This is a genomic window from Nocardia sp. NPDC050718, assembly GCF_040654235.1.
Taxonomy (GTDB): domain Bacteria; phylum Actinomycetota; class Actinomycetes; order Mycobacteriales; family Mycobacteriaceae; genus Nocardia.
Map to the genome: position 1 here is coordinate 931,749 of NZ_JBFAHQ010000002.1, position 23,656 is coordinate 955,404.

At 71.5% G+C, this 23,656-nt stretch carries 17 protein-coding genes; 8 read left to right on the plus strand and 9 right to left on the minus strand.

Annotated features, from left to right (window positions below):
- The first annotated feature begins 125 nt into the window (after positions 1 to 125).
- The 6 genes from AB0H54_RS13805 to AB0H54_RS13830 all read left to right on the plus strand — a co-directional run bounded on the left by AB0H54_RS13805 (position 126) and on the right by AB0H54_RS13830 (position 6,951).
- The gene (locus AB0H54_RS13805) at positions 126 to 1,802 is read left to right on the plus strand and encodes a fumarate hydratase (protein WP_357345512.1); all 1,677 of its coding nucleotides are present in this window, start codon (positions 126 to 128) and stop codon (positions 1,800 to 1,802) included.
- Positions 1,803 to 1,933: 131 nt separating this feature from the next.
- Positions 1,934 to 3,307, plus strand: a complete 1,374-nt coding sequence (locus AB0H54_RS13810; protein ID WP_357345750.1) for an AarF/ABC1/UbiB kinase family protein — start codon at positions 1,934 to 1,936, stop codon at positions 3,305 to 3,307.
- 108 nt (positions 3,308 to 3,415) lie between these two features.
- A complete protein-coding gene (locus AB0H54_RS13815; RefSeq protein WP_357345514.1) occupies positions 3,416 to 3,820 on the plus strand; it encodes a hypothetical protein in 405 nt (134 codons plus the stop codon).
- A 103-nt stretch (positions 3,821 to 3,923) separates the two neighbouring features.
- Positions 3,924 to 5,027 (plus strand): PLP-dependent cysteine synthase family protein, encoded by a 1,104-nt coding sequence (locus AB0H54_RS13820; protein WP_357345516.1) that lies wholly within the window; start codon positions 3,924 to 3,926, stop codon positions 5,025 to 5,027.
- The gene (locus AB0H54_RS13825) at positions 5,024 to 6,343 is read left to right on the plus strand and encodes an MFS transporter (RefSeq protein WP_357345518.1); all 1,320 of its coding nucleotides are present in this window, start codon (positions 5,024 to 5,026) and stop codon (positions 6,341 to 6,343) included. The genes AB0H54_RS13820 and AB0H54_RS13825 overlap by 4 nt, the downstream gene beginning before the upstream one ends.
- A gap of 95 nt (positions 6,344 to 6,438) precedes the next feature.
- Positions 6,439 to 6,951 (plus strand): M15 family metallopeptidase, encoded by a 513-nt coding sequence (locus AB0H54_RS13830; protein ID WP_355275582.1) that lies wholly within the window; start codon positions 6,439 to 6,441, stop codon positions 6,949 to 6,951.
- Positions 6,952 to 7,017: 66 nt separating this feature from the next.
- On the opposite strand, the gene AB0H54_RS13835 is transcribed toward AB0H54_RS13830, so the two are convergent.
- Complete coding sequence (locus AB0H54_RS13835; protein WP_357345520.1) at positions 7,018 to 8,154, minus strand: epoxide hydrolase; 1,137 nt, start codon at positions 8,152 to 8,154, stop codon at positions 7,018 to 7,020.
- 82 nt (positions 8,155 to 8,236) lie between these two features.
- Between AB0H54_RS13835 and AB0H54_RS13840 the strand changes: the two genes are divergently transcribed.
- Positions 8,237 to 9,196 carry a transcriptional regulator gene (locus tag AB0H54_RS13840; protein ID WP_357345522.1) on the plus strand — a complete coding sequence of 320 codons (960 nt, stop codon included), beginning with the start codon at positions 8,237 to 8,239 and terminating at the stop codon, positions 9,194 to 9,196.
- Between the two features lie 2 nt (positions 9,197 to 9,198).
- On the opposite strand, the gene AB0H54_RS13845 is transcribed toward AB0H54_RS13840, so the two are convergent.
- From AB0H54_RS13845 to AB0H54_RS13870, 6 genes are all read right to left on the minus strand, one after another.
- The gene (locus AB0H54_RS13845) at positions 9,199 to 9,630 is read right to left on the minus strand and encodes a hypothetical protein (RefSeq protein WP_355275576.1); all 432 of its coding nucleotides are present in this window, start codon (positions 9,628 to 9,630) and stop codon (positions 9,199 to 9,201) included.
- A complete protein-coding gene (locus tag AB0H54_RS13850; RefSeq protein ID WP_357345524.1) occupies positions 9,627 to 10,421 on the minus strand; it encodes a hypothetical protein in 795 nt (264 codons plus the stop codon). Before AB0H54_RS13850 ends, AB0H54_RS13845 begins: the two co-directional genes overlap by 4 nt.
- 527 nt (positions 10,422 to 10,948) lie before the next feature.
- Positions 10,949 to 15,352 carry a TIGR02680 family protein gene (locus AB0H54_RS13855; RefSeq protein WP_357345526.1) on the minus strand — a complete coding sequence of 1,468 codons (4,404 nt, stop codon included), beginning with the start codon at positions 15,350 to 15,352 and terminating at the stop codon, positions 10,949 to 10,951.
- 4 nt (positions 15,353 to 15,356) lie between these two features.
- The gene (locus AB0H54_RS13860; protein WP_357345527.1) at positions 15,357 to 16,739 is read right to left on the minus strand and encodes a DUF2398 family protein; all 1,383 of its coding nucleotides are present in this window, start codon (positions 16,737 to 16,739) and stop codon (positions 15,357 to 15,359) included.
- Entirely contained in the window at positions 16,736 to 18,238 is a 1,503-nt protein-coding gene (locus AB0H54_RS13865; protein WP_357345752.1) for a TIGR02677 family protein, read from the minus strand. The genes AB0H54_RS13860 and AB0H54_RS13865 overlap by 4 nt, the downstream gene beginning before the upstream one ends.
- Positions 18,239 to 18,378: 140 nt before the next feature.
- Entirely contained in the window at positions 18,379 to 19,518 is a 1,140-nt protein-coding gene (locus AB0H54_RS13870) for an XRE family transcriptional regulator (RefSeq protein WP_357345529.1), read from the minus strand.
- A 333-nt stretch (positions 19,519 to 19,851) separates the two neighbouring features.
- Between AB0H54_RS13870 and AB0H54_RS13875 the strand changes: the two genes are divergently transcribed.
- A complete protein-coding gene (locus AB0H54_RS13875; protein WP_355275569.1) occupies positions 19,852 to 20,157 on the plus strand; it encodes a hypothetical protein in 306 nt (101 codons plus the stop codon).
- On the opposite strand, the gene AB0H54_RS13880 is transcribed toward AB0H54_RS13875, so the two are convergent.
- Complete coding sequence (locus AB0H54_RS13880) at positions 20,059 to 22,602, minus strand: AMP-binding protein (RefSeq protein WP_357345531.1); 2,544 nt, start codon at positions 22,600 to 22,602, stop codon at positions 20,059 to 20,061. The two genes, AB0H54_RS13875 and AB0H54_RS13880, sit on opposite strands and share 99 nt — an antisense overlap.
- Positions 22,603 to 22,674: 72 nt before the next feature.
- The gene (locus AB0H54_RS13885; protein WP_357345533.1) at positions 22,675 to 23,559 is read right to left on the minus strand and encodes a PAC2 family protein; all 885 of its coding nucleotides are present in this window, start codon (positions 23,557 to 23,559) and stop codon (positions 22,675 to 22,677) included.
- Positions 23,560 to 23,656: the final 97 nt, after the last annotated feature.

Consider the following 23,656-nt stretch of genomic DNA (forward strand, 5'->3'; position numbering starts at 1 on the left):
TGCAACCTCGATCTTGGTTCAGGCGTTTGCCTTACGTCACATAGGGTTGCCTAACCAGCAGGTGGGCGCGGGTGGTCGATAGGCTTCCGAGTGCTTTGTGACCAGCCACCCGAGGAGTGCGATTCGTGACCGCGCCGGAGTTCCGCTATTCCGATCTGCTGCCGATCGGCGCCGACGACACGCCGTACCGCTTGCTCACCACCGAGGGGGTCAGCACCGTCGAGCACAACGGGCGCACCTTCCTGCAGGTCGAGCCCGAAGCGCTGCGGCTGCTCACCGAGACGGCGATCCACGACATCAGCCACTACCTGCGCCCCGCGCACCTGCGCCAGCTGCGCAAGATCATCGACGACCCCGAGTCCTCGGGGAACGACCGCTTCGTCGCGCTGGACCTGCTCAAGAACCTCAACATCTCCGCGGGCGGCGTGCTGCCGATGTGTCAGGACACCGGCACCGCGATCGTGATGGGCAAGAAGAGCGAGGGCGTGCTGACCGGCGTCGACGACGCCGAGTGGATCAGCCGCGGCGTGTTCGACGCCTACTCCAGGCTGAACCTGCGCTACTCCCAGCTCGCCCCGATCACCATGTGGGACGAGAAGAACACCGGCTCCAACCTGCCCGCGCAGATCGAGCTGTACTCGACCGAGGGCACCCCCGACAACCCGGTCTACAAGTTCCTGTTCATGGCCAAGGGCGGCGGCTCGGCCAACAAGTCGTTCCTGTACCAGGAGACCAAGGCCGTCCTGAACCCCGAGCGCATGCTCGAGTTCCTCGACGAGAAGATCCGCTCGCTCGGCACCGCGGCCTGCCCGCCCTACCACCTCGCCGTGGTCATCGGCGGCACCAGCGCCGAATTCGCCCTGAAGACAGCGAAGTACGCCTCCGCGCACTACCTGGACAACCTGCCCACCGAGGGTTCGATCACCGGCCACGCGTTCCGTGATCTCGAGCTCGAGGAAGAGGTCTTCCAGCTCACCCGCGAGTTCGGCATCGGCGCGCAGTTCGGCGGCAAGTACTTCTGCCACGACGTGCGCGTGGTGCGCCTGCCCCGGCACGGCGCCTCCTGCCCGGTCGCCATCGCGGTGTCCTGCTCGGCCGACCGCCAGGCGCTGGCCAAGATCACCAAGGACGGCATCTTCCTGGAGCAGCTGGAAACCGAACCGGCCCAGTACCTGCCGGAGCAGACCGAGGACATCCTCGGCGGCGACGTGGTGAAGATCGACCTCAACCGCCCGATGGACGAGATCCGCGCCGAGCTGTCGAAGTACCCGGTGAAGACCCGGCTCTCGCTCACCGGCCCGCTGGTCGTGGCCCGCGACATCGCGCACGCCAAGATCAAGGAGCGCCTCGACGCGGGCGAGCCGATGCCGGAGTACCTGCGCGACATGGCCGTCTACTACGCGGGCCCGGCCAAGACCCCCGAGGGCTACGCCTCCGGCTCCTTCGGCCCCACCACCGCGGGCCGGATGGACTCCTACGTCGACCAGTTCCAGGCCGCGGGCGGCTCCATGGTGATGCTGGCCAAGGGCAACCGCTCGGCCCAGGTGACCAAGGCCTGCAACGAGCACGGCGGCTTCTACCTGGGCTCCATCGGCGGCCCGGCCGCGCGCCTTGCACTGGACTGCATCAAGAACGTCGAGGTGCTCGAGTACCCCGAGCTCGGCATGGAAGCCGTCTGGAAGATCGACGTCGAGGACTTCCCCGCCTTCATCGTCGTCGACGACAAGGGCAACGACTTCTTCGCCGAGACCTCCAAGCCGATCGCCCTGCGCGTGCGCACCCGCTCCAAGGAACGCGTGTAAACGGTCGCGGATCCCGAAGACCCCGGCCTCGCCACGGTGCGATCCGGGGTCTTCGTTCGTCCGGCCCTGCGCGGTCGCGGTGCGGTGTAGTGTGACGCGACATGCGCTGGACCGGCTCGACGGGGGTGGATATGGCGACCTCCGGAGTTCCCTCCGGCCGAGTGGCGCGCGGCGGGAAGCTGGGCAGGCTGGCCGCCGAGCAGACCGTGCGCGGGGTCGGGACGCGGCTGTCGATGATCGGGCGCACCGAGGAGGCCAGGCAGGTGCTGGCCGAGCGGTCGGCGATGAAGACCGCGCAGCAGATCGTCGCGGTGCTCGGCAGCATGAAGGGCTCGGCGATGAAGCTCGGGCAGATGCTGTCGGTGCTCGACCTCGACTTCGTCCCCGAATCGCACCGCGCGCAGTTCACCCGCCAGCTCGCGGCGCTGCGTGATCGCGCGCCCGCCGTCGCGTTCCCCACCATGCGCACGGTGATCGAGGAGGACCTCGGCCCGCTGTCGGGGATCTTCGCCGACTTCGACGAGACCGCGATCGCCGCGGCCTCGATCGGCCAGGTGCACCGGGCGACCTTGCACGACGGGCGCGTGGTCGCGGTCAAGGTGAAGTACCCCGGCGTGGAGCGCGCCGTGCACGCCGATATCGGCAACCTCGAATTCCTCAGCAAGATGGCCAGATCCGTGCTGCCGAGCATGGCCGACACCGGGGTGCTGGAGGAGATCGCCGCCAATCTGCGCAGCGAACTGGACTATCTGCGCGAGGCCAGGACCCAGCACCTGGTCGCCCAGCGCTACCTCGGCCACCCCTACATCACCGTGCCCGACGCGATCGAGGAGTACTGCTCGCACAACGTGCTGGTGACCGAATACGTGGCGGGCCACGGGTTCTCGCACCTGCAGACGCTGCCGTCGGCCCAGCGGGACCACTACGGCGAACTGATCTACCGCTTCTACCTGGGCACCCTGTTCGCCGACAACGAGTTCTGCGGCGATCCGCATCCGGGCAATGTGCTGCTCGCCGAGGACGGCAGGCTCGCCTTCGTCGACTTCGGGCTCTACAACCGGATGGACCCCGAGCACGTCGATTTCGAGCGTTCCTGCCTGCGGGCCGCCGCCGAGGACCGGCCCGAGGACCTGTACGCGGCCTGGGTCGGGCGCGGCATCATCGACCCGGACGCCGGCGTCACCGTCGAGGAGTGCCTGGCCTACGTGTGGGCGGCCTGCGGGTGGCACCTGCTCGACGAGGAGGTGACCATCACGCCCGAACTGGCCACCAGCGCCGTCCTGCTCGCCGTCGACCCGCGCTCGGTCGAATTCCAGGGCATGCGCAGGCAACTGCTCCCGCCCGAACACGTCTTCTCCCGCCGCGCCGACCTGTTCACCTTCGCCACCCTCGGCCAGTTGCGGGTGCGCGCCAACTGGCATCGGCTGGCCCGCGAATGGCTCTACGGCGAGCCGCCCGCCACCGAGATCGGTCGCGCGATCGCCCGCTGGCGGGCGGACCGGTAGCCGCCACCGCGACCGAATCGCCTGGCTCCGTGGTGCTGACCTGCGTCTACGCAATGACGTAGTAGCTTGGTCGGCGGAGGTCACCGGCGACGAGCGGAAGGAGGCGCGGTGGGTCATCCGACGGACCGTCGCTCGCCGCGCCGGGCGGGGGCGCTGTGCGCGTTCGTCATGATCGTGGCCGCCGTGTGCGCGCTCGTGATCGACTGCACCACGGTGCATCACGACGACCACCACCGCGTGGACGCGCCGCTCGACGTGGTCGCCGCCGCGGTCGTCGACGGGGCGGGGCTCGCCGTTCCCGATCATCCGCTGCCCGACCACTGCCTGGTCGGCACCGCGGCGCCCGACACCGGCCTCGTGCTCCCGCTGCTCGGTCTGCTCGGCGCGCTGGTCGTCGTTCTCCTCGCGAGCCTCGGTCATCCGGCCGCGGCCCCACGCGCCCCGCCACGCGCGTCCCTGCGGTACCGCCAGGGCCGCGACATCCTCACCCAGTTCTGCATCTGTCGACGCTGATCGGTCAGCGCCAGGCCCGCCACACCCGTGGCAGGGCCGGTGTTCGCGTGCCCGTTCTCGTCCGCGCCGTCGTCCCCGGCGGCCGACACAGGAAGCGACAGACATGCAGGAATACGTGCTCGACCGGACCGTTGCCGCGATCGCCGAGCGCCCACAGGGCCTCGTCGGCAATACCCCGGTGATGTGGGTGGGGGCGCCGCTGGCCACCGCCGACCGGGGGTTCTGGGCCAAGCTGGAAGGGTTCAACCCGGGCGGGATGAAGGACCGTCCCGCCCTGCACATGGTGCGCAGGGCCGAGCAGCGCGGTGATCTCGTCCCCGGCGCGCGGATCGTCGAATCCAGCAGCGGCACTCTCGGACTCGGGCTCGCGCTGGCCGGGTTGGTGCACGGTCATCCGGTCACCGTGGTCACCGATCCCGGGCTGGAACCGATCGTCGCGCGCATGCTCAACGCCTTCGGCGCCGAGGTCGACCTGGTCGACCGCGCCCATCCCACCGGTGGCTGGCAGCAGGCGCGCCGGGACCGGGTCGCCGAACTGCTCGCCGCCGAGCCCACCGCGTGGTGCCCGGACCAGTACAGCAATCCCGATGCCGCCGACGGCTACGCCGGGCTCGCGCACGAACTCATCGACCAGGTCGGGCGGGTCGACGTGCTGGTCTGCGCGGTGGGCACGGGCGGGCATTCCGCGGGCGTGGCCAGGGAGCTGCGCCGCCGGTATCCCGCACTGCGCCTGATCGGCGTCGACACGGTGGCCTCCACGATCTTCGGCCAGCCCGCGGGGCCGCGGCTGATGCGCGGCCTCGGCTCGAACATCCACCCGGCCAATGTCGACTACCGCGCCTTCGACGAAATCCATTGGGTCGCACCGGCGGAAGCGGTGTGGGCGTGCCGGACCCTGGCCGCGACGCACTACGCCACCGGCGGGTGGAGCGTGGGCGCGGTCGCCCTCGTCGCGGGCTGGGCCGCCCGCACCGCCGACGCGGAGACCAGGATCGTCGCCGTCTTCCCCGACGGACCGCACCGCTACTTCGACACGGTCTACAACGACGGCTACTGCCGCGAACACGGCCTGCTGACGGGGCCGCCCGCCACCGATCCCGCCACGATCGCGCACCCGGCCGAGCGGGTGGTCGAATCCTGGACGCGCTGCACGACGGTGCTCGATCCCCGCGCCTTCGCGGCCGAGCCGGGACCGGTGCGCGCATGACGACGCTGCGGACCTTCGCCGGTTTCGACACCCCGGCGCGACTGCTCATGATCAACCAGTTCGGCATCAATCTCGGCTTCTACATGCTGATGCCGTACCTGGCCGGGTACCTGTCCGGCCCGCTCGGCCTGGCCGCGTGGGCGGTCGGGCTGGTGCTCGGCGTCCGGAACTTCTCCCAGCAGGGGATGTTCCTGATCGGCGGCACGCTGGCCGACCGGCTCGGCTACAAGCCGCTCATCGTGGCCGGATGTGTGCTGCGCACCGCGGGATTCGCCGCGCTGATCTTCGCCACCTCGCTGCCGATGCTGCTGCTCGCCTCCGCCGCGACGGGATTCGCTGGTGCCCTGTTCAATCCGGCCGTGCGCGCCTACCTGGCCGCCGAGGCCGGTGAGCGGCGGGTCGAGGCGTTCGCGGTGTTCAACGTGTTCTACCAGGCGGGCATCCTGGCGGGCCCGCTCGTCGGGATCGCCCTGCTCGGTGTGGATTTCCGCTGGACCGCGGCCGCGGCGGCGGCCGTGTTCGCGGTGCTCTCGGTGGCGCAGCTGTGCGCGCTGCCGCAGCGCTCCGGGGTGAGCACCACGGCGTCGGTGTGGAGCGACTGGCGCACCATCGCAGGCAACCGGCGCTTCGTGGCGTTCGCGGTGGCGATGGGCGGCACGTATGTGCTGTCGTTCCAGGTGTATCTGGCATTGCCGCTGCACGCGGGCACCGTCTCGGGTGCGGGCGCGCAGGAACTGACCGCGCTGGTGTTCGTGGTGTCCGGGGTGGTCGCCGTCGCGGGGCAGGTGCGGATCACCGCGTGGTTGCGCGCGCGGTGGGGGATCGGGCGCGGTCTCGTCCTCGGGGTCGGGGTGCTGGCCGCGGCCTTCGTCCCGCTCGCGCTGGTCCCCGGCGCGGCGTCGTTCGGGACGGCCGCCGCGGCGGGGGCGCTGCTGCTGTCGGCGGCGGTGCTGGCGGTCGGGACGGCGGCGGTCTTCCCGTTCGAGATGGACACCGTGGTCTCGCTGAGCGACAACAGGCTGGTGGCGACCCACTACGGGTTCTACAACACCATCGTCGGGGTGGCCATCCTGGCGGGCAACCTGGGCACCGGCGCGGTCCTCGACGTCGCCCGCGCGGCCGGCGCCGACCGGCTGGTGTGGGTCGGGCTGACCCTGATCGGCCTGCTGACCGCGCTCGCGGTGCATCGCGTGATCCGGCCGGGCCCGGGCAGGCACCGGCAGTCCGGCGCGCTGCCCGCCTACACCGCGGCGCCGGGTCGATGGCCGATCCGGGCGGCTCACGAGTCCGCGGGCGAGCTGACCCGAACGCCGTGAAAAAGCCGCTCGACCTGCGGTAATCAAGTCATGGCTCCGGCTCGGGCCGACCCCGGCGGTCGGCTCGGGCCCGGGCCGGTCGATAGACTCCCGGCATGACTACTGTGCTCGGCCGGGTGGCCGACCGGATGCTGGTGACGATGACAGCCGCCGCGGCCGTGACCGCCGTCGGCCTCGGCATCGCCGGCGCCCAGCCGACCGACCAGCGTGAACAGTTCCAGTCCGCCGCCGGGACCGAGGGCCTGGACCCGGCGCTGGCCCTGGCCTACACCCTCGCCGAGCAGCAGGCGCACGCCGAGGGCGTCCCGCTGTCGATCACCTCCGGCTACCGCACCCACGAGCAGCAGGAAATGCTGTGGCAGGACGGCCTGGCCACCTACGGCACCCCCGACGAGGCGCGCCGCTGGGTGCTGCCGCCCGCCGAGTCGACCCATGTCTCCGGCCACGCGGTCGACGTCGGCCCGCAGCAGGGCGCGCAGTGGCTCGAGGCCAACGGCAACCGCTGGGGCCTGTGCCGGACCTTCGACAACGAATGGTGGCATTTCGAGCTGGTCACCGCGCCCGGCGCCGCGTGCCCGCCCCGGGTCCCGGACGCCAGCATGCGGTAGTCCACGAGACGAACGGCCGGGCAGGGCGCGGCGTGCGCCCTGCCCGGTGTGCTGTCCGGGCCCGGTTCAGCGCAGGTCGGCGAAGAAGGTCCGGATGTCGGTGACGTGGGCCAGCGGCTCCTCCATGGCGACGAAGTGATTGCCCGGGTTGCCCGAGGGCCAGTGGGTGATCTTGTGGTCGCGGTCGGCCAGCTTGCGCATCAGCGGTGAACCGCCGCCGTAGACGCCGGTCGGCACCAGGTTCTGGCCGGGCGGCCAGCCGAAGCCGCCGTCGCGCAGGCCGTCGTACATCGGCCACGAGGAGGTGCCCGCGGTCTGGGTGAACCAGTAGATCGCGGCATTGGTGAGCAGGTGGTCGCGGTCGATGACGTCCTCGGCGAGGTCGGCCATCGGGGTGAACTCCTGGAACTTCTGCATCAGCCAGGCCAGCAGCGCCACCGGGGAATCGTTCCAGCCCAGCGCGAAGGTCTGCGGCGCCGCGCGCAGCAGCGTGTGGTGATCGACGCCGCCGGTCATCCACTGCTGCATCTCCGCCCACTGGCTCAGGTCCTCCGGCGACATGCTCGGCACGTCGGCCTCGGTCGGCATGCCGATGCCGCCGTCGAGGTGGACGCCGATCACGTGCTCCGGCGCGGCCAGCGCCAGCTCCGGCGCGACATAGGCACCGAGATCACCGCCCTGGGCGCCGTAGCGGTCGTAGCCGAGCCGGTCCATCAGCGTCGCCCACATCCGGGCCACCCGCGCCGTGCTCATCCCGGTCTCGCGCGGTGCCGCCGAGAAGGCGAACCCGGGCACCGACGGCACCACGACATGGAAGGCCAGGGCCGGATCGAGGCCGTGGGCCCGCGGATCGGTCAGCGGGCCGATGGTGCGGGTGAACTCGACGAACGAATTCGGCCAGCCGTGGGTGAGCACCAGCGGCACCGCGTCCGGCTCGGGGGAGCGCACGTGCAGGAAATGCACGTCGAGGCCGTCGATCTCGGTGACGAACTGCGGGAACTCGTTGAGCGCGGATTCCTGTGCGCGCCAATCGAAATCCTCGGCCCAGTACCGCGCCAGCTCGCGCAGGTAGTCGGTCGGCACGCCGCGTTCCCAGCCCGCGCCCGGCAGCGGCGCGGCCCAGCGGGCCCGGCGCAGGCGCTCCCGCAGGTCGTCGAGGTCGGTCTGCGGGATGTCGAGGTGGAAGGGGCGAATGGTCGTCATCTGATCTCCTCGGTCGGTGTACACACCACGCTAGAAGCCATCTAGGACAGTTTCGGTCCTAGTTGCGCGGCAGAATGTGGACATGACCGATACCGCCGCTCGGCTGCTCCGTTTGCTCTCCCTGCTCCAGCTACCCCGGGAGTGGCCGGGCAGTGAACTCGCCGACCGGCTCGGCGTCACCGACCGCACGGTTCGCCGCGACGTCGACCGGCTGCGTGAGCTGGGCTATCCCGTCGTGGCCGCGCTGGGCGCGACCGGCGGCTACCGGCTCACCGCCGGGTCGGCGCTGCCGCCGCTGGTGCTCGACGAGGACGAAGCGGTGGCCGTCGCGGTGGGTCTGCGGGTCGCGGCCGGACAGGCCGTCACCGGGATCGAGGACGCGTCGGTGCGCGCGCTGACCAAACTCGAGCAGGTGCTGCCGACGAAACTCCGCAGGCGGGTGCGGGTGGTCGGCGCGGCGGTGGCGGTCGGCGCGGGCACCGGCCCCACGGTCGACCCGGACGTGCTCACCACGCTCGCCGCCGCGGTGAGCAACCGGGAACGGCTGCGCCTGCGCTATCGGGACGCGGCGGGCGCCGAGACGCGGCGGCACGTCGAACCGATCGGCGTCGCGGCGGCGGGCCGACGCTGGTACCTGGTCGCCTACGACCTCGACCGGGACGCCTGGCGCAGCTTCCGCGCCGACCGCATCGAGGGACCGCAACCGACGGGCGCCCGCGTCGTCGCCAGGGCACTGCCCGCCGCCGACGCCGCCGAGTACGTCGCGGGTCGCCGAACCGACTGGGCCACCCCGAGTTACGAGGTCGACGTGACGATCGAGGCGCCGCCGCATCGGGTCGAGGGCAGGCTCGGCGCGACGCCGGGCAGCATCGTCGCCGACGGCGCCACCGGATGCCGGTTCACCGAGACCCGCGACGACGATCCGGAATGGCTCGCCGCGCAGCTGATCACCCTCGGCGTGCCGTTCCGGGTACACGGATCACCGGAATTGCGCGCGGGGCTGCGGGGCTGCGCGTCCCGGCTCGCGCATGCGCTCGACTGAGCTCAGAGCCGACCGGTGTCCTTGAGGACCCGGCGGGACTGCGCGAAGAGCATGCCCACATTGACCGTCTTGCGGCACACCACGACGACCACCAGATCGTCGCGGCTCTCCGCGCGCAGGAACAGGTGGGTGAGATTGTTGGAGTTGACCAGGATCTCCTGGAAGTAGTGGTCGTCGCTGCGGATACCGCGACGTTCCTTCCAGATGTCCTCGATCATCACCACATTGCGGCCCTGGAACAGGTCCAGGGTGGCAGCCGCGAGCAGGTCGAGCACCTCCGGCGGGTGGTTGTCGACGGTCTCCACCGACAGCAGCATGCCGGTCGACATGTCGATGACGCCCGCCGCGACGCAATCGGGAACTTCGCCGCGCAGCGACTTGACCATGCCGGCCAGCCGTTCGCTCATGCTGGCGGGGGTGCCGTTGGTGTTCATGGGATCCTCTCGGTTCTCCGCCGTGGCGAAGAGTCGGGCACGTCCACGGCGGTCGTGGACGGGGGAGCGGCCTGCGGTGGACGCGGCCGCAGGGTGTCGTTGATGCCGCTGGCGCCCCGGCGGCGTCGCGGTAGCGCCGGATCGACCATGCCCGCCCCGACGGTGGCGGGCGGCTGGTCGGCGGCGTGCCGGGCCGGCACCGTCAGCTGGCCGCCACCGAGCAGGCGCGCGACCTCGACGGTCACCGGGTAGAGCGGACGGCCGAGCAGGAAGGCCAGGTCGCGGCAGCTCCTCGTGCCGTCGACCAGGCGCAGCAGCTCGGCGCCCTCCGCGCGCATCGAGCGGCCGAAGTCGGTGAGCGCCAGCAGATTCCGGTACGGGGAGAAGCCGGCGTGCGCGAGCGCGGCCAGCCTGCGCTCGGTTTCGCCGAGCAGCCACTCGGCGTCGTAGCCGGGATCGTCGCCGGCGAAGACCTGGGGGTGCGCGTCGATCCAGTGGCAGCGATCGATCCAGCCCGCCGCGATCGCGAACGTCCCGTCGACGGTCGCCGTCATCCGCAGCAGCCGGGTGCGGGCCGCGCCGAGCGGCTGCTCCTCGTCGCTCGGGTCGAGCTCGTCGAAACCCGGTGCGCCACCGGTACTCACGGCCACGATCCGGCCGTCGACGAGGCGGATGTCGCCGCCCGGTTCGCCGGTGACCCGCAGGATGCCGGTGAACCGGCTCGCGTCGGCATCGGTGAGCGCGGCCGCGAGTGGACGGGTGGTGTCCCGCAGGGGGACGGGGAGCTGCATGGTGGTCACATCCCGCGGTGGGCAGGGGAAGGTCGGCGCCGGATCGGTGGAACGGCGACCCCGGCGCAGGCGAGCCAGCAACGGCCGCAGACCATTTCCGGCGAATATGTCCGGCACCTTCATCGGGCTGGGTCGGCCGAGTTCCGGCGAACTCAGCGCATCGGCGCGCGCGGCGGCCGCGATGGGCCGCCGGGCACGGCATCCCGGCCCGGAGCGCTGCCGGAAAACTGCCGGTATGCCCCCGGCGGGAGGTGTTGATTCTGTCGATATCGCACGACGATCCCCTGAAGAATTGCTGACTACGTGCGGCATCGACCGCACCGTGATCGTGACGACCCGGCCGGGGCCTGCGCCGTCACGGGCAAAATCCTGGCAGCACTGAGGATTTCGAGCAACCGATTCCGCGAAATTCGACGCGGTTAATTCCGAGTAAGAAAACTGGTCGGTCTAGGGCTCCCGGCAATTGCCTGGCCACCCCGCCGCCGGTGCGGCGTGGTGGCGTCAAGACCGGTTGGCGCGGCGGGCTGTCAGCCCACCGGCGCCGGTTCGCCCGGCATGCCCTCGAGGGTGAGTCCACCCTCGATGGTGTTGGGGACCCGGCGGCGGTTGGGGGAGCCCAGTGCGGTGGTCAGGTCACCGCCGTCGTGTTCGGCGAGCAGTTCACCGCTGTCCCACACCAGCAGGGTGGCGCTGACGGTGTTCTCGGCGGTGGAGTGCGCCAGGTCGTAGTGCGCGCAGCCGGGGACGTGACCGTAGGTGATCCACAGGTCGTAACCTGTCATGAACAAGTCGAGGTCGAATTGCACACTGAGGCCGAGCAATTCGCTGCGGCCGTTGTCGTCGACACCGGCGAACGCCTCGTCCAGCGCGAGCAGGCGCGGGGCCTGCGGGTCGGCGGAGTCGAGCATCACGTGCGCGGCCGCGAACAGCGGCAGGTGCAGCGAGACCGACTGCTCACCGCCGGAGAGCGCGCTGTGCCGGGCCACGGTCAGCTTGTCCTCGCTGCCGTCACCGTTGATCAGGGTGAACGAGAACACCCGCCAGGTGCGGTAATCGAGGGTGGCGCCGAGGATCTCGGGGTAGGAGCGCTCCGGATGGGCGGTGCGGGCCGCCCGGATCTCTGCGGCGAAGTGGGCACGGACCGCGCCCAGATCCTCCGGGCTCAGCGCGGCGGTGTCGCGGTCGAGCAGTTTGCACATGGCGCGGGCGGCCTCGGACAGGCCGTCGGCCAGGATCCAGTGCACGCCGATGGTGTTGCCCGAGGACATCCGGCGCTGCTTCATCTCCGCGCCCATCCGGGTGATGAGTTCGCGTGCGTCGCTGGTGCGTTCGTGGATCTGCTGGGCCAGGCCGGTCAGCAGCGCGTCTTCCAGGATGCGGCGTTCGGCGTCGGTGAGCAGCAGTTCCTGATCGCGGCGCGCGGCGTCGATGCGCGCGGCGAAGTCGGCGAGGGCGGCCTGGCCGTTCTCGTCGTGCACGGCCACCACGGTGAGCCCGTCGGCGGCGTCCCAGTGCAGGCGGTAGTCGCGCCCCGAGGCGGTGAGCGCGGCGTCGAACTCCTGCAGCGCGCTGGTCACCGCCGACCGGGTGGACTTGCGCCCGGCCTCGGTGGCCCGCACCTGGGTGGTGGCGGTGTCCAGGTCGGCGAACAGGGCCGCGACCTCGTCGGGCAGGACGACCGGGTCGGTTTCCGGTCCGGCCGCGACGATCCGGTACTGCAGCTGCTCCGGGGTCGACCACGCGGCATCGGTGCTCGGCCAGCGGTGCTCGACGGAGGCGCCGAGCAGGCTCAGCAGGTCCGGCCGGGCGTACGGCGCCAGCGACCGCACCTCCGCCAGCACCTCGGTGAGCGCGGTGGCCAGCGCCTCGTTGGCGGTGCGGTAGGCGGCCTCGGCGTCGCCGACCGCCTCGATCGCGGCATTGGCGGCCTTGCGCGCGGCCCGCTGCTCGGCCTTGGCCGCTTCGATGGCGGCGCGCGCGGCGTCGAGTTCCCGATCGATGTCGGCCGCACTGGCGCCCAGTGCCTCCCGCAGCGTCTCGAGCTTGCGCTGCTGTTCGGTGAAGCCGAGCCGGGCGGCCTCGGCCTCCTCGGCGAAGGCCTCGGCCAGCGCCCGCGCCTCGTCGTGCCGGTCGGCGCCCTCGCGTTCGCGCTCGTGTTCGCGCTCGTGCTCGGCGCGCAGGCGCAGCAGTCCGGTGCCGGTGTTCTCGAAGTGCCGGATCGCGGCGGCGAGGGCGTCGAGTTCGCGGGCCTCGGTCGGGGTGCGATGCGCCTGCGCGGTGGCCCGCAGCTTCTTCTCCATCGCGGTGGCCTCGCCGACCGCCTGGTCCAGATCGCGCTCGGTCTGGGTGACGGCCTCGGAGCGGGACCGCATGAGACCGGCGGTCTCCGCGACCGCGCGCAGGGCGGCGGTGATGGCGGACGGGCGGGGCAGGACCTTGACGGCCGCGCTGATACTCGCCAATTCGGCCGTGGCCGTGGCTTCTTCGGCCTTCGCCGCGTCGGCCTCGGCCGTGGCGGCCTCGATGGCCGCGTCGAGTTCGGCCTGCCGCAGTTCCCGGCGGCGGGCGCGAGCGGTTGCGCCGAGGAATTCGGCTTCGGGCTTGGTGTGGCGTCCGGCCTGGAGGCCGTGACGATAGGCGCCGGAGGTGCCGATGGTGACGGGGGCCGCGTGGGCCACCGAGACCAGCGGGTGGAGCCGGCCGGATCGCGCCTCGGTTGTCGCGGGGTCTCCCACTGTCGTGTCGGCGAGTGCGATCGAGGCCAGCACATCGGCAACGATGCCCGTCGGGACAGACAGATCATCGGAGTCGTCCTCGACGACGAGGATGTCGGCGAGGGAGCGACCCACCGGGCGATCGGCGGCGGGCAGCGGGAGCAGATAGCGGACCCCGTCGACTTCGGGGACGAGTGCCGGGTCGCAGATCCAGGCGTCGAGGAGCCCGCCAGCCTGGAGGGCGGCCTCGATACCGGAGGCTTCGGCCGGGGTCACCGCATCCGCGAAGCGCACCGCGCGCCAGAAGGGCACACCGGGAAGGTCTTTCGGCTCGCGGGCGTCGGTCGGATGTACCGGGGGAGCGTCGTCCCGTTCGGCGGCCACCTCGGCGCGCTCGGCGACCAGCGTGTCCCGGCGTGCGGTCGCTGCGGCCGCTCGCGCCTTGGCTTCCTGACGGCGGGTGCGGATCTGTTCCTGCCGGGGCTCGCAATACTCGGCCAGCACCTCGTGCACGGACGGGACGTCCTCGGTGCCCGCCGCGGCGACGGCCGATGCCAAGGCGTCGAACAGGCCGGGACGCTCCGAATCGGCGATGCGCGGTACGTCTTCGGAGCTGTGGCCGTGGCCGGAGCCGGAGTCAGTGTCTGAGCTGAGGTCGGAGTCGACCGAATGACCGCTCGGGTCGGTGTCATGCCCGGTCGGCGTGCCCGCGGCGATCGGTGCGAGCACGGCCGCGTTGGCCTGCCACCAGGTACGCAGGGCGGCCGCGGATTCGGTGCGGGCCAGCGCGACGGCGGCTTCGGCGTGGGCCACCTCGGCGGCCGCCGCGTCGCGCAGTTCCACGGCGCGTTCGGCCAGGCGCTGGGCGCGGGTGCGGTCGGCGGCCAGGGATTCCCAGCGGCTCAACGCTTTTCGCACGGCGCGGACATCGGCGTCGCGTTCCTCGGCGTGCCCGCGGACCGCGGCGGTGATCTGATCGCCGCGGCCGTCGGCGCCCGGCGCCGTCCACTCGATGCCCGCTTCCTCGGCAGCGGCACGCAGGGCGTCCTCGCCGCGGACCAGCGCGGCGGCGGCGGTGCGCACCGCCTCGGCGGCCCGCTCGGCCTCCTCGGCGCGGCGCTGCAGGGTCTGGCCCGCCTCGGCGGCCTTGTCGCGGTGCACGGCGGCGGAGGTCTCCAGCCTGCGGACCGCGTCGGCGAGGTCGTCGAGCTGCTGTTTTCCCTCGTAGGCGCTGGAGCGTTGCAGGTTCTCGCGGTCGGCGATGGCCTGCTCGTAGGCGCGGTCGGCCTCTTCGGCCCTGGTCTCGGCCTCGGTGCGGTCGGCCTCGCGCCGCGTGCGCAGCGCGGTGGCGGCGAACAGGGCGGTCGAGGCGTTGGTGACCGCGTCGAGGCGGGTGCGGACCTGGTCGACATCGGTCTTCGCCTGCACGGCAAGATATTTGCGGTACACGTCGACGAAGCGGCGGGTGGCGGTGTCGGCCTGGACGAGCCCGTCGAGGGTGCGTCCGACCTCCTCCATATCGCTGAAGGACCGGGCCGCGTCCAGGATCAGCTGCTCGTCGAGCGGGCGCAGGCCGTCGGTGAGCGCCTGTGAGAGACCGCGCGGATCGAGGTTCTTGGCCAGCTGCGGCCTGCGCAGGGTGAGGATCAGGTTGATCAGCTGGTCGTAGCGCTGTACGCCGAGCCCGAACATCCTGGCGTCGATCGCGGCCCGGTACTCCACCGGCCGGTCGACGATGGCGTCGCTGCCGATCTGCTCGGCGAGCTGCTTGCGGGTCAGCGGCCGGTCGTCGGGACCGATCAGGGAGAAGTCGACGCCGGCGCGCCCGTCGGCGACGAAGTACCAGCGCGTGACCTTGTCCGAGGACCGGGTGGCGCGCATGCCGATGCCGACGGTGACGACCTCCGGGTCCGCCCAGCTACCGCGCGCGAACTCCATCCACACATACGAGTAGGCCGATTCCTGCTTGCGGTACAGCAGATTCGACTTCATGGTGCGCTCTTCACCGGCGAACGGATTGAGCCTGCGCGGCTCGATCCGCCCGTCGAGCACGAACGGGAACAGCACCTCGAGTGCCTTGGTCTTGCCCGATCCGTTCGGCCCGCGCAGCACGAGCCGGCCGTCGGCGAAACAGAACTCCTGGTCGCGGTAGTCCCAGAGATTGACGATGCCCGCGCGGGTCGGGACGAAACGCACTCCGCCGTGAATGAGCGACATCTCCTCAGTTCCCTCCCGTTCCGGTGCTGCTGCCGTCGGTGTCGGCGGCGGTGACGAACAATTCCTCGGCCTGGCGGACCCGCACGGTGACCACCGCGCCCCGGTACCTTGCCAGCGCGGGCAGGATCAGCAGCCCGTCTTCGACCGGCCGGACCAGCCGCAGCTTGGCGAGCAGGGCGACGACCTCGGTGGTGAGCCCGCCGACATCGGCCTGCCACTGCGCGGCGAAGGTCGCGCCGTAGCGGTCGGTCAGGGCGGTGACCGTGGTGCGCACCCAGGCGTCGTCGAGGAACGGATAGGTCACCGGTTCGGTCTCGGCGAGCTCGTCGTCGACGGAATCCGCCGGGGCGTCGAGTGTTTCGGCGTCCTCGGCGAGCGGAGCGAACACCCCCGCCGCGGGGATGGCCGCGTCGAGCTGGTCGAGCAGTGCGTCCTCGTCGGCCGGGGCCGGGCGCGCGGGGACGGGATTGTCGATGTCGAGGACCACGTCGGCGATCTCGCCGATGAGCAGTAGGGCCACCTGGGCGAGCGTGCCGGTGCCGGGGAAGCGGGTATCGGAGAGCCTGCCCGAGGTATCGATGAGCGCGACCCCTTCGGCGCGGCGCTCGGCGCGCAGGCCGGTGCAGTACTCGACCTCGTCGACCACGCGGTCCTGACCGAGCAGGGCGCGCTCGGCGGGCGAGAGGTCCTCGAGGTACACGACCGGACGTTCCACCAGGGCGCGACGCACCCGGCGGGCCTGTTCGGCGGGCGCGTGCTCGGTGTCCTCGGCCAGCAGGCCGCGCACGCTGTGCAGATGCTGGAGCGCGCGCGGCGGCCGGAACAGCGCGAACACCACCGGCCGGTCGATGTCGTAGAGGGCCTCGCCCGCTTCCGGGTCGCTGGCCCAGCCGCCCGCGTCGCCGTCGGCCAGGGTCAGCGCGCCCCTGGCGCCGAGCCAGCCGACCGCGTCGACGAACGCGTCCCGATCGGCGGCCCGGTCGGTGGACAGCTCGAGGCCGTCGATCCGGCTCGCGTAATCGGCCACGTGCTCGGCCAATTCGGACAGGGTGATCTGATCGCCCGCCCGGCCGAGCGCCGCCAGGGCCAGGGCGAGATAGGCGTAGCGCCGCCGGTCGAAGACCCGGTCGTTGACGCTGCGCGCGGGCAGGGTGTCGTCGAGCCGGTCGTGCACCGGATAGAGCCGGGCCGTGGTCTCGGTGACCTCGAGCCGGTAGCCGAACAGCTCGGCGAGGTCCTCGCGCAGTTCGGTGGCCCAGCGCCGGATCAGCGGCAGCGCGATCCGGTCGGGATAGACCCGGGTGACCAGGTGGTTGGCGAGCATCACGCGGGCGGCGCGCTGATAGCTGTCCAGGGCGAGGGCGTCGATGCGGCGCTGCTGTCTCATCCTCGCGTCCCCCGTCGCGTCGTCGCGGTGACCTCGAGGCGGCGGTTGTTCAGGTGCAGCAGGCCGGCGGCGGTGCGGATGACGGTCGATCCGTCGCACGGGCGCACGGTCAGGGTCACGCCGTTGTCGGAACCCGTTGTGCCGTCGACCCGTCCGCTGACCGGCACCCACGCGGTCGACGCGGCGTCGAGCAGGCGTAGCAGCACCTCGGTCTCGCGCTGGTCCAGCACCCGCTCGTGCACGGCGCCGGTGGCCAGCGAGGCCGCGGCCGCCGCCCGCTCGCGCTGGGCCGCCAGCTGGGCCTCGCGCAGCCTGCGGATACCGGCGTCGTTGCGGGCGATCCGGGCGGGGGCGCCCGCGGTGGGCGCGCGGCCGGTCTCGGCGAGGGTCCGCGAGATCTCCAGCGGCGGTGCCTCCCACCAGGACCGGCCCGCTGGGATCACCTCGGCGTCGGGATGCTCGAGCGCCAGGTGCCGGGGCCTGCCCAGGCCGAACACCGCGTCGTAGAGCGCGTGCGCGCTGCCGGTGGTGGGGGTGTCGACGAACCAGGCGGCCAGATGCCGCAGCGCCGATTCCCGGCTCACCCCGCCGCGGCGGGTCTCGGTGACCCGGCGCAGCAGCGACAGCACCGCCGCGATCGCGCTCATCGTCGCCTCGCGCAGCCGGTCGGCCTCACACGACTCGTTCGCCTCGCCGCTGCCCGCGGCCACGAACCAGGTGCGCAGACCGTCCCAGCGCGACCGCCAGTCGGCCTCGCGTTCGGCCGGGCTGAGCAGCACCCGCTCGTCGCAACTCGCCGCGCGGCCGATCAGCTGCTCGACGCCGGTGTCCTCCACCTCGCCGATCGCCGCGGCCAGCCGGGGCGCGAACCGGGCCAGGTCCATGCTGAACTCGCGCATGTGCGCCAGCAGCGCGTCCTTGTGCGCGAGAAAGGATTCCGGGGTGATCTCGGTGGTGCGCACCAGGTCGCCCAGCGACAGGTAGAAGTGCGCCGCGCGCGCGGCCATGTCGGTGAGCGCGGCGTCGAGTCTGCGCAGCGTGGTGTAGACCCGCTCGGCGTCGCCGTCGCGATTGGCCGCGGCGAGGGTGCGCAGGTCGGTGAGCAGCTCGGGCAGCACCAGCCGCGACAGCGACGCGTCGTCCATCCTGGCCGTCAGCACGCCGGCCACCGCCCGGTACGCCTGGAAGCCCGCCTGCGCGAACTGGTAGACGTAGTGCCGGTTGCGGTACTCCGCGAGGGTGGCCGCGCGGGTGCCGTCGTAGCTGCGTTCCAGCACGCCCCAGCGGTGCAGTTGCTCGAGCAGCGGGCCGATCTCGACGGCGGGCAGCGGCACCCCGGCGGGCCCGGCGTTGGCGCCGGTCTCGGCCCTGGCGATCCACTCGGCGACATCGTCGGCGTGCAGCAGCACCACGTAGGCGGCCCTGGCGCTGTCGAAGGCACGCAGCACCCGCAGGTAGTCGGCGCGCTTCTCCGCGGTCGCGAACGAGAACAACCGCAGACGCTCGTCCCACAGGGCGGGTACGGCGCTGGGCAGGCCGTCGGCGAGGTCGGTCACCGTAGAAAGGGTAGTGGTGGCTGCTCCCGCCACCGGGGGACCCGTCCCGGATCGGCGTGCCCCCGCCGTCTGGTAGGCCCCGCTCACCCGACGTTGAGCGAGCGCAGCTGCTCGAGGAACGACTGGGTGCGCGGGTCTCCTGGATAGCGCTCGATGATCTCCCTGGCGGCCTCGCCGGCGATCCAGGCCAGCGACGGCAGCGAGCGCCTGCCCGCCGTGAACGCGGCGACACCCTCCTCCACCGCGCGCTCGAGATCGCGGTCGCGGACGGCGACCACGGCCAGCGTCAGCCGGGCCTCGGAGACCCGCATCGGATTGCGGACCGAGCCGTCGGGCCTGGTCGAGTCGCTGATCACCTGCTGGGCGTAGCGCTCGGCCAGCCGGTCCTGGCCCGCGACGCGGCAGCAGTCCATCGCGTAGAAGTCGAACTTCGTCGCGTCGACGACGAAGTGGTTGTCCAGATCGGCCGGATGACCCATCCGCGACAGGATCGCCCTGCCCTCGTCGAGCGCGGTCTGCACGGCCCGGCGATCACCGAGGCGGGCCCAGCCCTTGGCCCGCTGCGCGGCCAGCTGCACCCCGACACTCATCGACGCGGTGCCCGGCATGGCCTTCTCCGAGACGTCGATCGCGCCCCGGAAATTGCCCTGCGTGAGCGCGAACCAGGCCGACATCTCGGCCGCCCACGCGGCGATCTCGACGTTGCCCGCCTCGCGGCCCAGCGAATCCGCGGCCCGCCGGGTAGCCTCGGCGCCTGCCCGGCGGCCGAGGTCGTAATCGACGCAACCGACCAGCAACGCCACCCAGCCCGCCAGCACGAGGATCTCCCGATGCTGGCTCAGGGTGAGCCTGCCGTCGAGCAGCGAGGTGATCCGGCGCAGCCACGCCGTGCCCTCGGCGTGCAGCGCGTGCGGATCGGCGTAGGCGTACTCGCAGCACAGCCGTTCGGCGGTGATCCGCACCGCGTCCAGGGTTGCGCTGTTGACGTCGGACATCCGGAGCCTGCCGATGAACTCCAGGGTGTCCATACCCGTCGCCGATAACAGCTCGTCATCCCGGTTGGGCCGGGACTTGGGGAAGAACGCGGCGGGGACGGTGTCGAACGCGGCCGCGATGATCGGCGCGTAGAACTCGTCGGGGCGCGATTCCCCGGACTCCCAGCGCCGCCAGTTGCGCAGCAGGGTACTGTCCGTCGGCAGGTTGTGGGAGGACTTGGCACGCATCGCGCGGACGGCATCGGCTTGCGACCAACCCCTCGCGTCACGTTCCGAACGCATCCGAACAGCCCAGACGGGTCGATCATCAGTTGCGGTCACGGCGGTAGTATCCCACCAGTTAACGTTCGGCGTCCCGAATAGGGCATGTAGATGTCATCGGCTTGACATCTGCTGCGCCGGGCCGCGAATACGCATGCTGTAAGTAGGTGCTCGGCCCGCAGACCGGACACCCGCTTTGCAGGAGAGCTTGCAGGGCAACGCAGTACCCCCGCGCGGCGCACGGCGTCGCGCGGGGGGATCCGACAACAGAACAGCGATCCCAATCCAACGGAGGTTCGGGTGGAAGCGTTGATCTATGGATACTTGCGGGACGACCTGGCCGAGGGCCGGGGCGACCAATTGGAGGATGCGCTACGCAGCCTCGCGCGTACCGCGGGGATGTGTTTCGCCGCGACGTTCCATGAATCGACCGCGGGTGACGGTGCGGCGTTCGCCGAGCTCACTCAGGAATTGAAGCGGGCCGACGCCCACCACGTGGTGGTGCCGTCACTCGATCACCTTGCCGGCCAGACGATTCCGCGTGACCTGCTGATCGCGAAGCTGGCGCACGAGGCGGCCGCCCAGGTACTGACCCTGGAGCGCTAGCCGTGTCCGGTTCCGCCGGCACAGAACCACCATCCTGGTAGCGGCCGCACCGGCCGCGAGCGAGGCGAACAACGCGAGCAGTCGCTGGTCGCCGAACGCCGGGTACACCTGCCAGTGCAGCAGGTACGCGAACAGTGAGCTGTCGGCCACCGCCACCGCCACCACGGCGACGACGGCGGGCACGCGCAGCGCGGGCAACCACACGAGCAGCAGGATGCCTGCCATCACCAGGCGTTCCCGATCGGTGACGCCGAAATACCCGGGCACACTTGCCAGCAGCACGGCGCTGACGATCAGCCGCTGCCAGACTGCCGTCGCCTTCGCTCCGGCCCAGCCGAGAACGAAGTACCAACAGGCCAGCGGTGACAACGGGATGTCGCGCTCGGGATAGAGCCCGAACGAGTGCCAGCGCAGTACCAGCGTGAGCCCGAGCAGGGCCAGGGCGAACCAGAACGGCCCCCGCCGCTCCCAGCGGTCCAGCCACGGGATCCGCAGCAGCAGCGCGGCCGCGACCGTGCAGTAGACCAGCACCTCCAGGAACCACAGATGCCCCGCCGTGTCGTTGCGCGGGCCGAGGATCTTGTTGAGCAGCAGCACATTCTGCCAGCTGTAATAGCCGGGCTGCCACACCATCGTGATCAGCACCCACAGCGCCGTCGGCACCGCGATCATCGCCACCGTCCGCGCGGTGTGCCGCAACCGCCGCGCCGGGGGAGCCGAACTCACCGAGAAGCGCGCGAAGTTGTAGCCGGCCACCGCGAGCAGCACATGCGCCGCGCCCCACACCTCGAACAGCTGGATGTGCGAGCCGAGGACCAGCACGATGCCGATGGCGCGCAACGCGGTCGAGGTGTCCAGTGCCCGCCCGAGACCGCCGCGCGCCGGCGGTGTTCGCTCGAGCCGGTCGATCGACTGCTGCGGCCAGTCGGCGGGCAGCCTGCCGATGACCCGTTCCAGCCGCGCGGCGGTGGTGACATAGCTGAGCGAATTGCCGCCCAGCTCCACGAAGCTCTGCTCCCGCGAAACCTGCTCGACGGGCAGGGCCAGCGCGTCGGCGTAGATCGACCGCACATCGTCGCCGGGGTGCTGCTCGGCCGGGGGCAGCGCCCGAATCGCCGGGTAGTCGATCTTGCCGTTGGCCAGCCGGGGCAGCTCGTCGACGGCCGTCACGGCCACCGCCGCCGCGGGCAGACCCGCGACGCGCGCGATCAGCGCGGCGGGATCGCCCCGGCCCCGGCCGGTCACCGCCGCGATCAGGCGGGTGCCGTCGTCGGTGCAGGCCGCGCCGAAACCGGCTGCGGCGAGCTCGGATTCGATCCGGCCGAGATCGATCCGCAGGCCGAACAGCTTGGCGAAGCGGCTGCGCCTGCCGATCACCTGGTAAAGGCCGTCGGCGGTGCGCCGGGCCAGGTCACCGGTGCGCAGGGCGGTGACGGTGCGGCCCAGCGCGAGTTCGGCGGGGTGGGTCGCGTAGCCGAGCATGACATTCGGGCCGTGATAGACCAGTTCCTCGGCGGCGCCGTCGTCGACCGGTTCGAGCGTGAAATGTCCACCGGGCACCGGTATCCCGATGCATTCGGGGTGCTCGGCCACCAGGTCAGGGGGTAGATACGCCATCCGGGCGGTCGCCTCGGTCTGGCCGTACATCACGAAGAACCGCCAGCCCGCGGCCGCGCCGAGCCGCGCGTAGGCCCGCACCCGCGCGGGTTCGAGCTTGCCGCCCGCCTGCGTCACGTACCGCAGGTCGGGCAGGGACAGCTCGGCGAAGCCGATCCGGTCCAGCAGGTCCACCGTGTACGGGACCGCCGCGAACGAGGTCGCCCGGTGCGCGCGGAACTCCGCCCAGAACTCGGGGTCGAGGACCGACCGCTCGGTGAGCAGCAGGCTCGCGCCGCGCAGCAGATGGCTGTGCACCACCGACAGCCCGTAGCAGTAGAACAGCGGCAGCGTGGTCGCCGCGCGGTCGTGCGGCCCGATCTCGAGATAGCGGGCGATCGAGTCGGCATTGGCGAGCAGGTTCGCCGCCGAGAGCCGGACCAGCTTCGGCGAGCCGGTCGACCCGGACGTGCTCAACAGCAACGCGAGCTCCGGATGCAGCTCGTGCGCCGGTTCCGCGCGCTCGGTGACGATCCGGCCGTGGTCGAGGACGACGTCCGGATCGTAGATCGCGGCGAGCTCACCGGAGAGTTCGCCGGTCAGCAGCACCACGCAGCCCGCGTCGAGCGCGCCCAGGTAGGCGACGAGGGAGTCGAGGTCGTTGCCCGCGGTCAGCGCGACGAGCCGGCGCGCCGGGCCGAGCCGTGCCGAGAACGCCGCGACGCGGTCGGCGAGCTGGGCATAGGTGACCCGGCACAGGGTGTCGGCGGGCGCCGTCGGGTGCCGGTGCAGCACCGCGATCCGGTCGTCGAATCCCCGGAGATGAGCGACGATCGGGTGGTTCGGCACGCGAAAAAGTCTAGGTGGCGTGCCGCCGATTTCCGGGAGGTGCTCGCGTGGCGAATTCCCGGTGAACGCGGGTCAGAGCCCGAAACTGCCCGGGCCCCGCCTGCGCAGGTACTTCTCGAACTCCGCGGCGATGGCGTCACCGTCGATCTTGGCCATCGTCTCGTTGAGGTCGATCGCCGCGTCGCCGCGCTCCTCGAGCGAGCGCACGTACTCGTTGATCTCCTCGTCGCCGACGGTCATCTCGTTGACCGCGGACTCCCACTCCTCGGCCTGTTTGGGCAGCTCACCGAGCGGAACCTCGATGTCGAGGACGTCCTCGACCCGGTGCAGCAGGGCGATCGTGGCCTTCGGGTTCGGCGGCTGCGACACGTAGTGCGGCACCGCCGCCCAGAACGACACCGCGGGCACCCCGGCCTTGACGCACTGGTCCTGCAGCACCCCGGTGATCCCGGTCGGGCCCTCGTAGCGGGTCTGCTCCAGGCTGAACCGCTCGGCGGCCTCGGGGCTGTAGGCCGAACCGGTCACCGGCACCGGGCGCGTGTGCGGCGTGTCGGCCAGCAACGCGCCGAGGATGACCACCGTCTCCACCCCGAGCTGCTCGATGAACTCCAGCAGGTCGTTGCAGAAGCTGCGCCAGCGCATGTTGGGCTCGATCCCGCGCAGCAGGACGACGTCGCGGTCGCTGCCGGGGGGCGAGCACACCGACAGCATGGTCGAGGGCCACTGGATCTCCCTGGTCACCCCGTCGACCTGGCGCACCGTCGGGCGGTTCACCTGGTAGTCGTAGTAGTCCTCGGAATCGAGTTCGGCGAGCGGCTCGGCGTCCCAGATCAGCTCCAGATGTTCGACCGCGCCACTGGCGGCGTCACCGGCGTCGTTCCAGCCCTCGAAGGCCGCGACCAGCACGGGATTGCGCAACGTCGGCAGTTCCGTCTCGGGGGTTTCACTGGCATCCACCCGGTCAGCCTAGTGTCTTCGGCGAATTGTTTTGCGGTGACCGGCGCTGTTGCGTGTTTCCCGTGCGGGCTGTGTCCGGCGCCACTCGAATCACCCG

Coding starts and splice junctions, on each gene's coding strand:
- AB0H54_RS13845 (WP_355275576.1), bottom strand. CDS start 9,630: ATGAACACCAACGGCACCCCCGCCAGCATGAGCGAACGGCTGGCCGGC.
- AB0H54_RS13850 (WP_357345524.1), bottom strand. CDS start 10,421: ATGCAGCTCCCCGTCCCCCTGCGGGACACCACCCGTCCACTCGCGGCC.
- AB0H54_RS13860 (WP_357345527.1), bottom strand. CDS start 16,739: ATGAGACAGCAGCGCCGCATCGACGCCCTCGCCCTGGACAGCTATCAG.
- AB0H54_RS13840 (WP_357345522.1), top strand. CDS start 8,237: ATGACCGATACCGCCGCTCGGCTGCTCCGTTTGCTCTCCCTGCTCCAG.
- AB0H54_RS13830 (WP_355275582.1), top strand. CDS start 6,439: ATGACTACTGTGCTCGGCCGGGTGGCCGACCGGATGCTGGTGACGATG.
- AB0H54_RS13825 (WP_357345518.1), top strand. CDS start 5,024: ATGACGACGCTGCGGACCTTCGCCGGTTTCGACACCCCGGCGCGACTG.
- AB0H54_RS13835 (WP_357345520.1), bottom strand. CDS start 8,154: ATGACGACCATTCGCCCCTTCCACCTCGACATCCCGCAGACCGACCTC.
- AB0H54_RS13820 (WP_357345516.1), top strand. CDS start 3,924: ATGCAGGAATACGTGCTCGACCGGACCGTTGCCGCGATCGCCGAGCGC.
- AB0H54_RS13855 (WP_357345526.1), bottom strand. CDS start 15,352: ATGTCGCTCATTCACGGCGGAGTGCGTTTCGTCCCGACCCGCGCGGGC.
- AB0H54_RS13870 (WP_357345529.1), bottom strand. CDS start 19,518: ATGCGTGCCAAGTCCTCCCACAACCTGCCGACGGACAGTACCCTGCTG.
- AB0H54_RS13810 (WP_357345750.1), top strand. CDS start 1,934: ATGGCGACCTCCGGAGTTCCCTCCGGCCGAGTGGCGCGCGGCGGGAAG.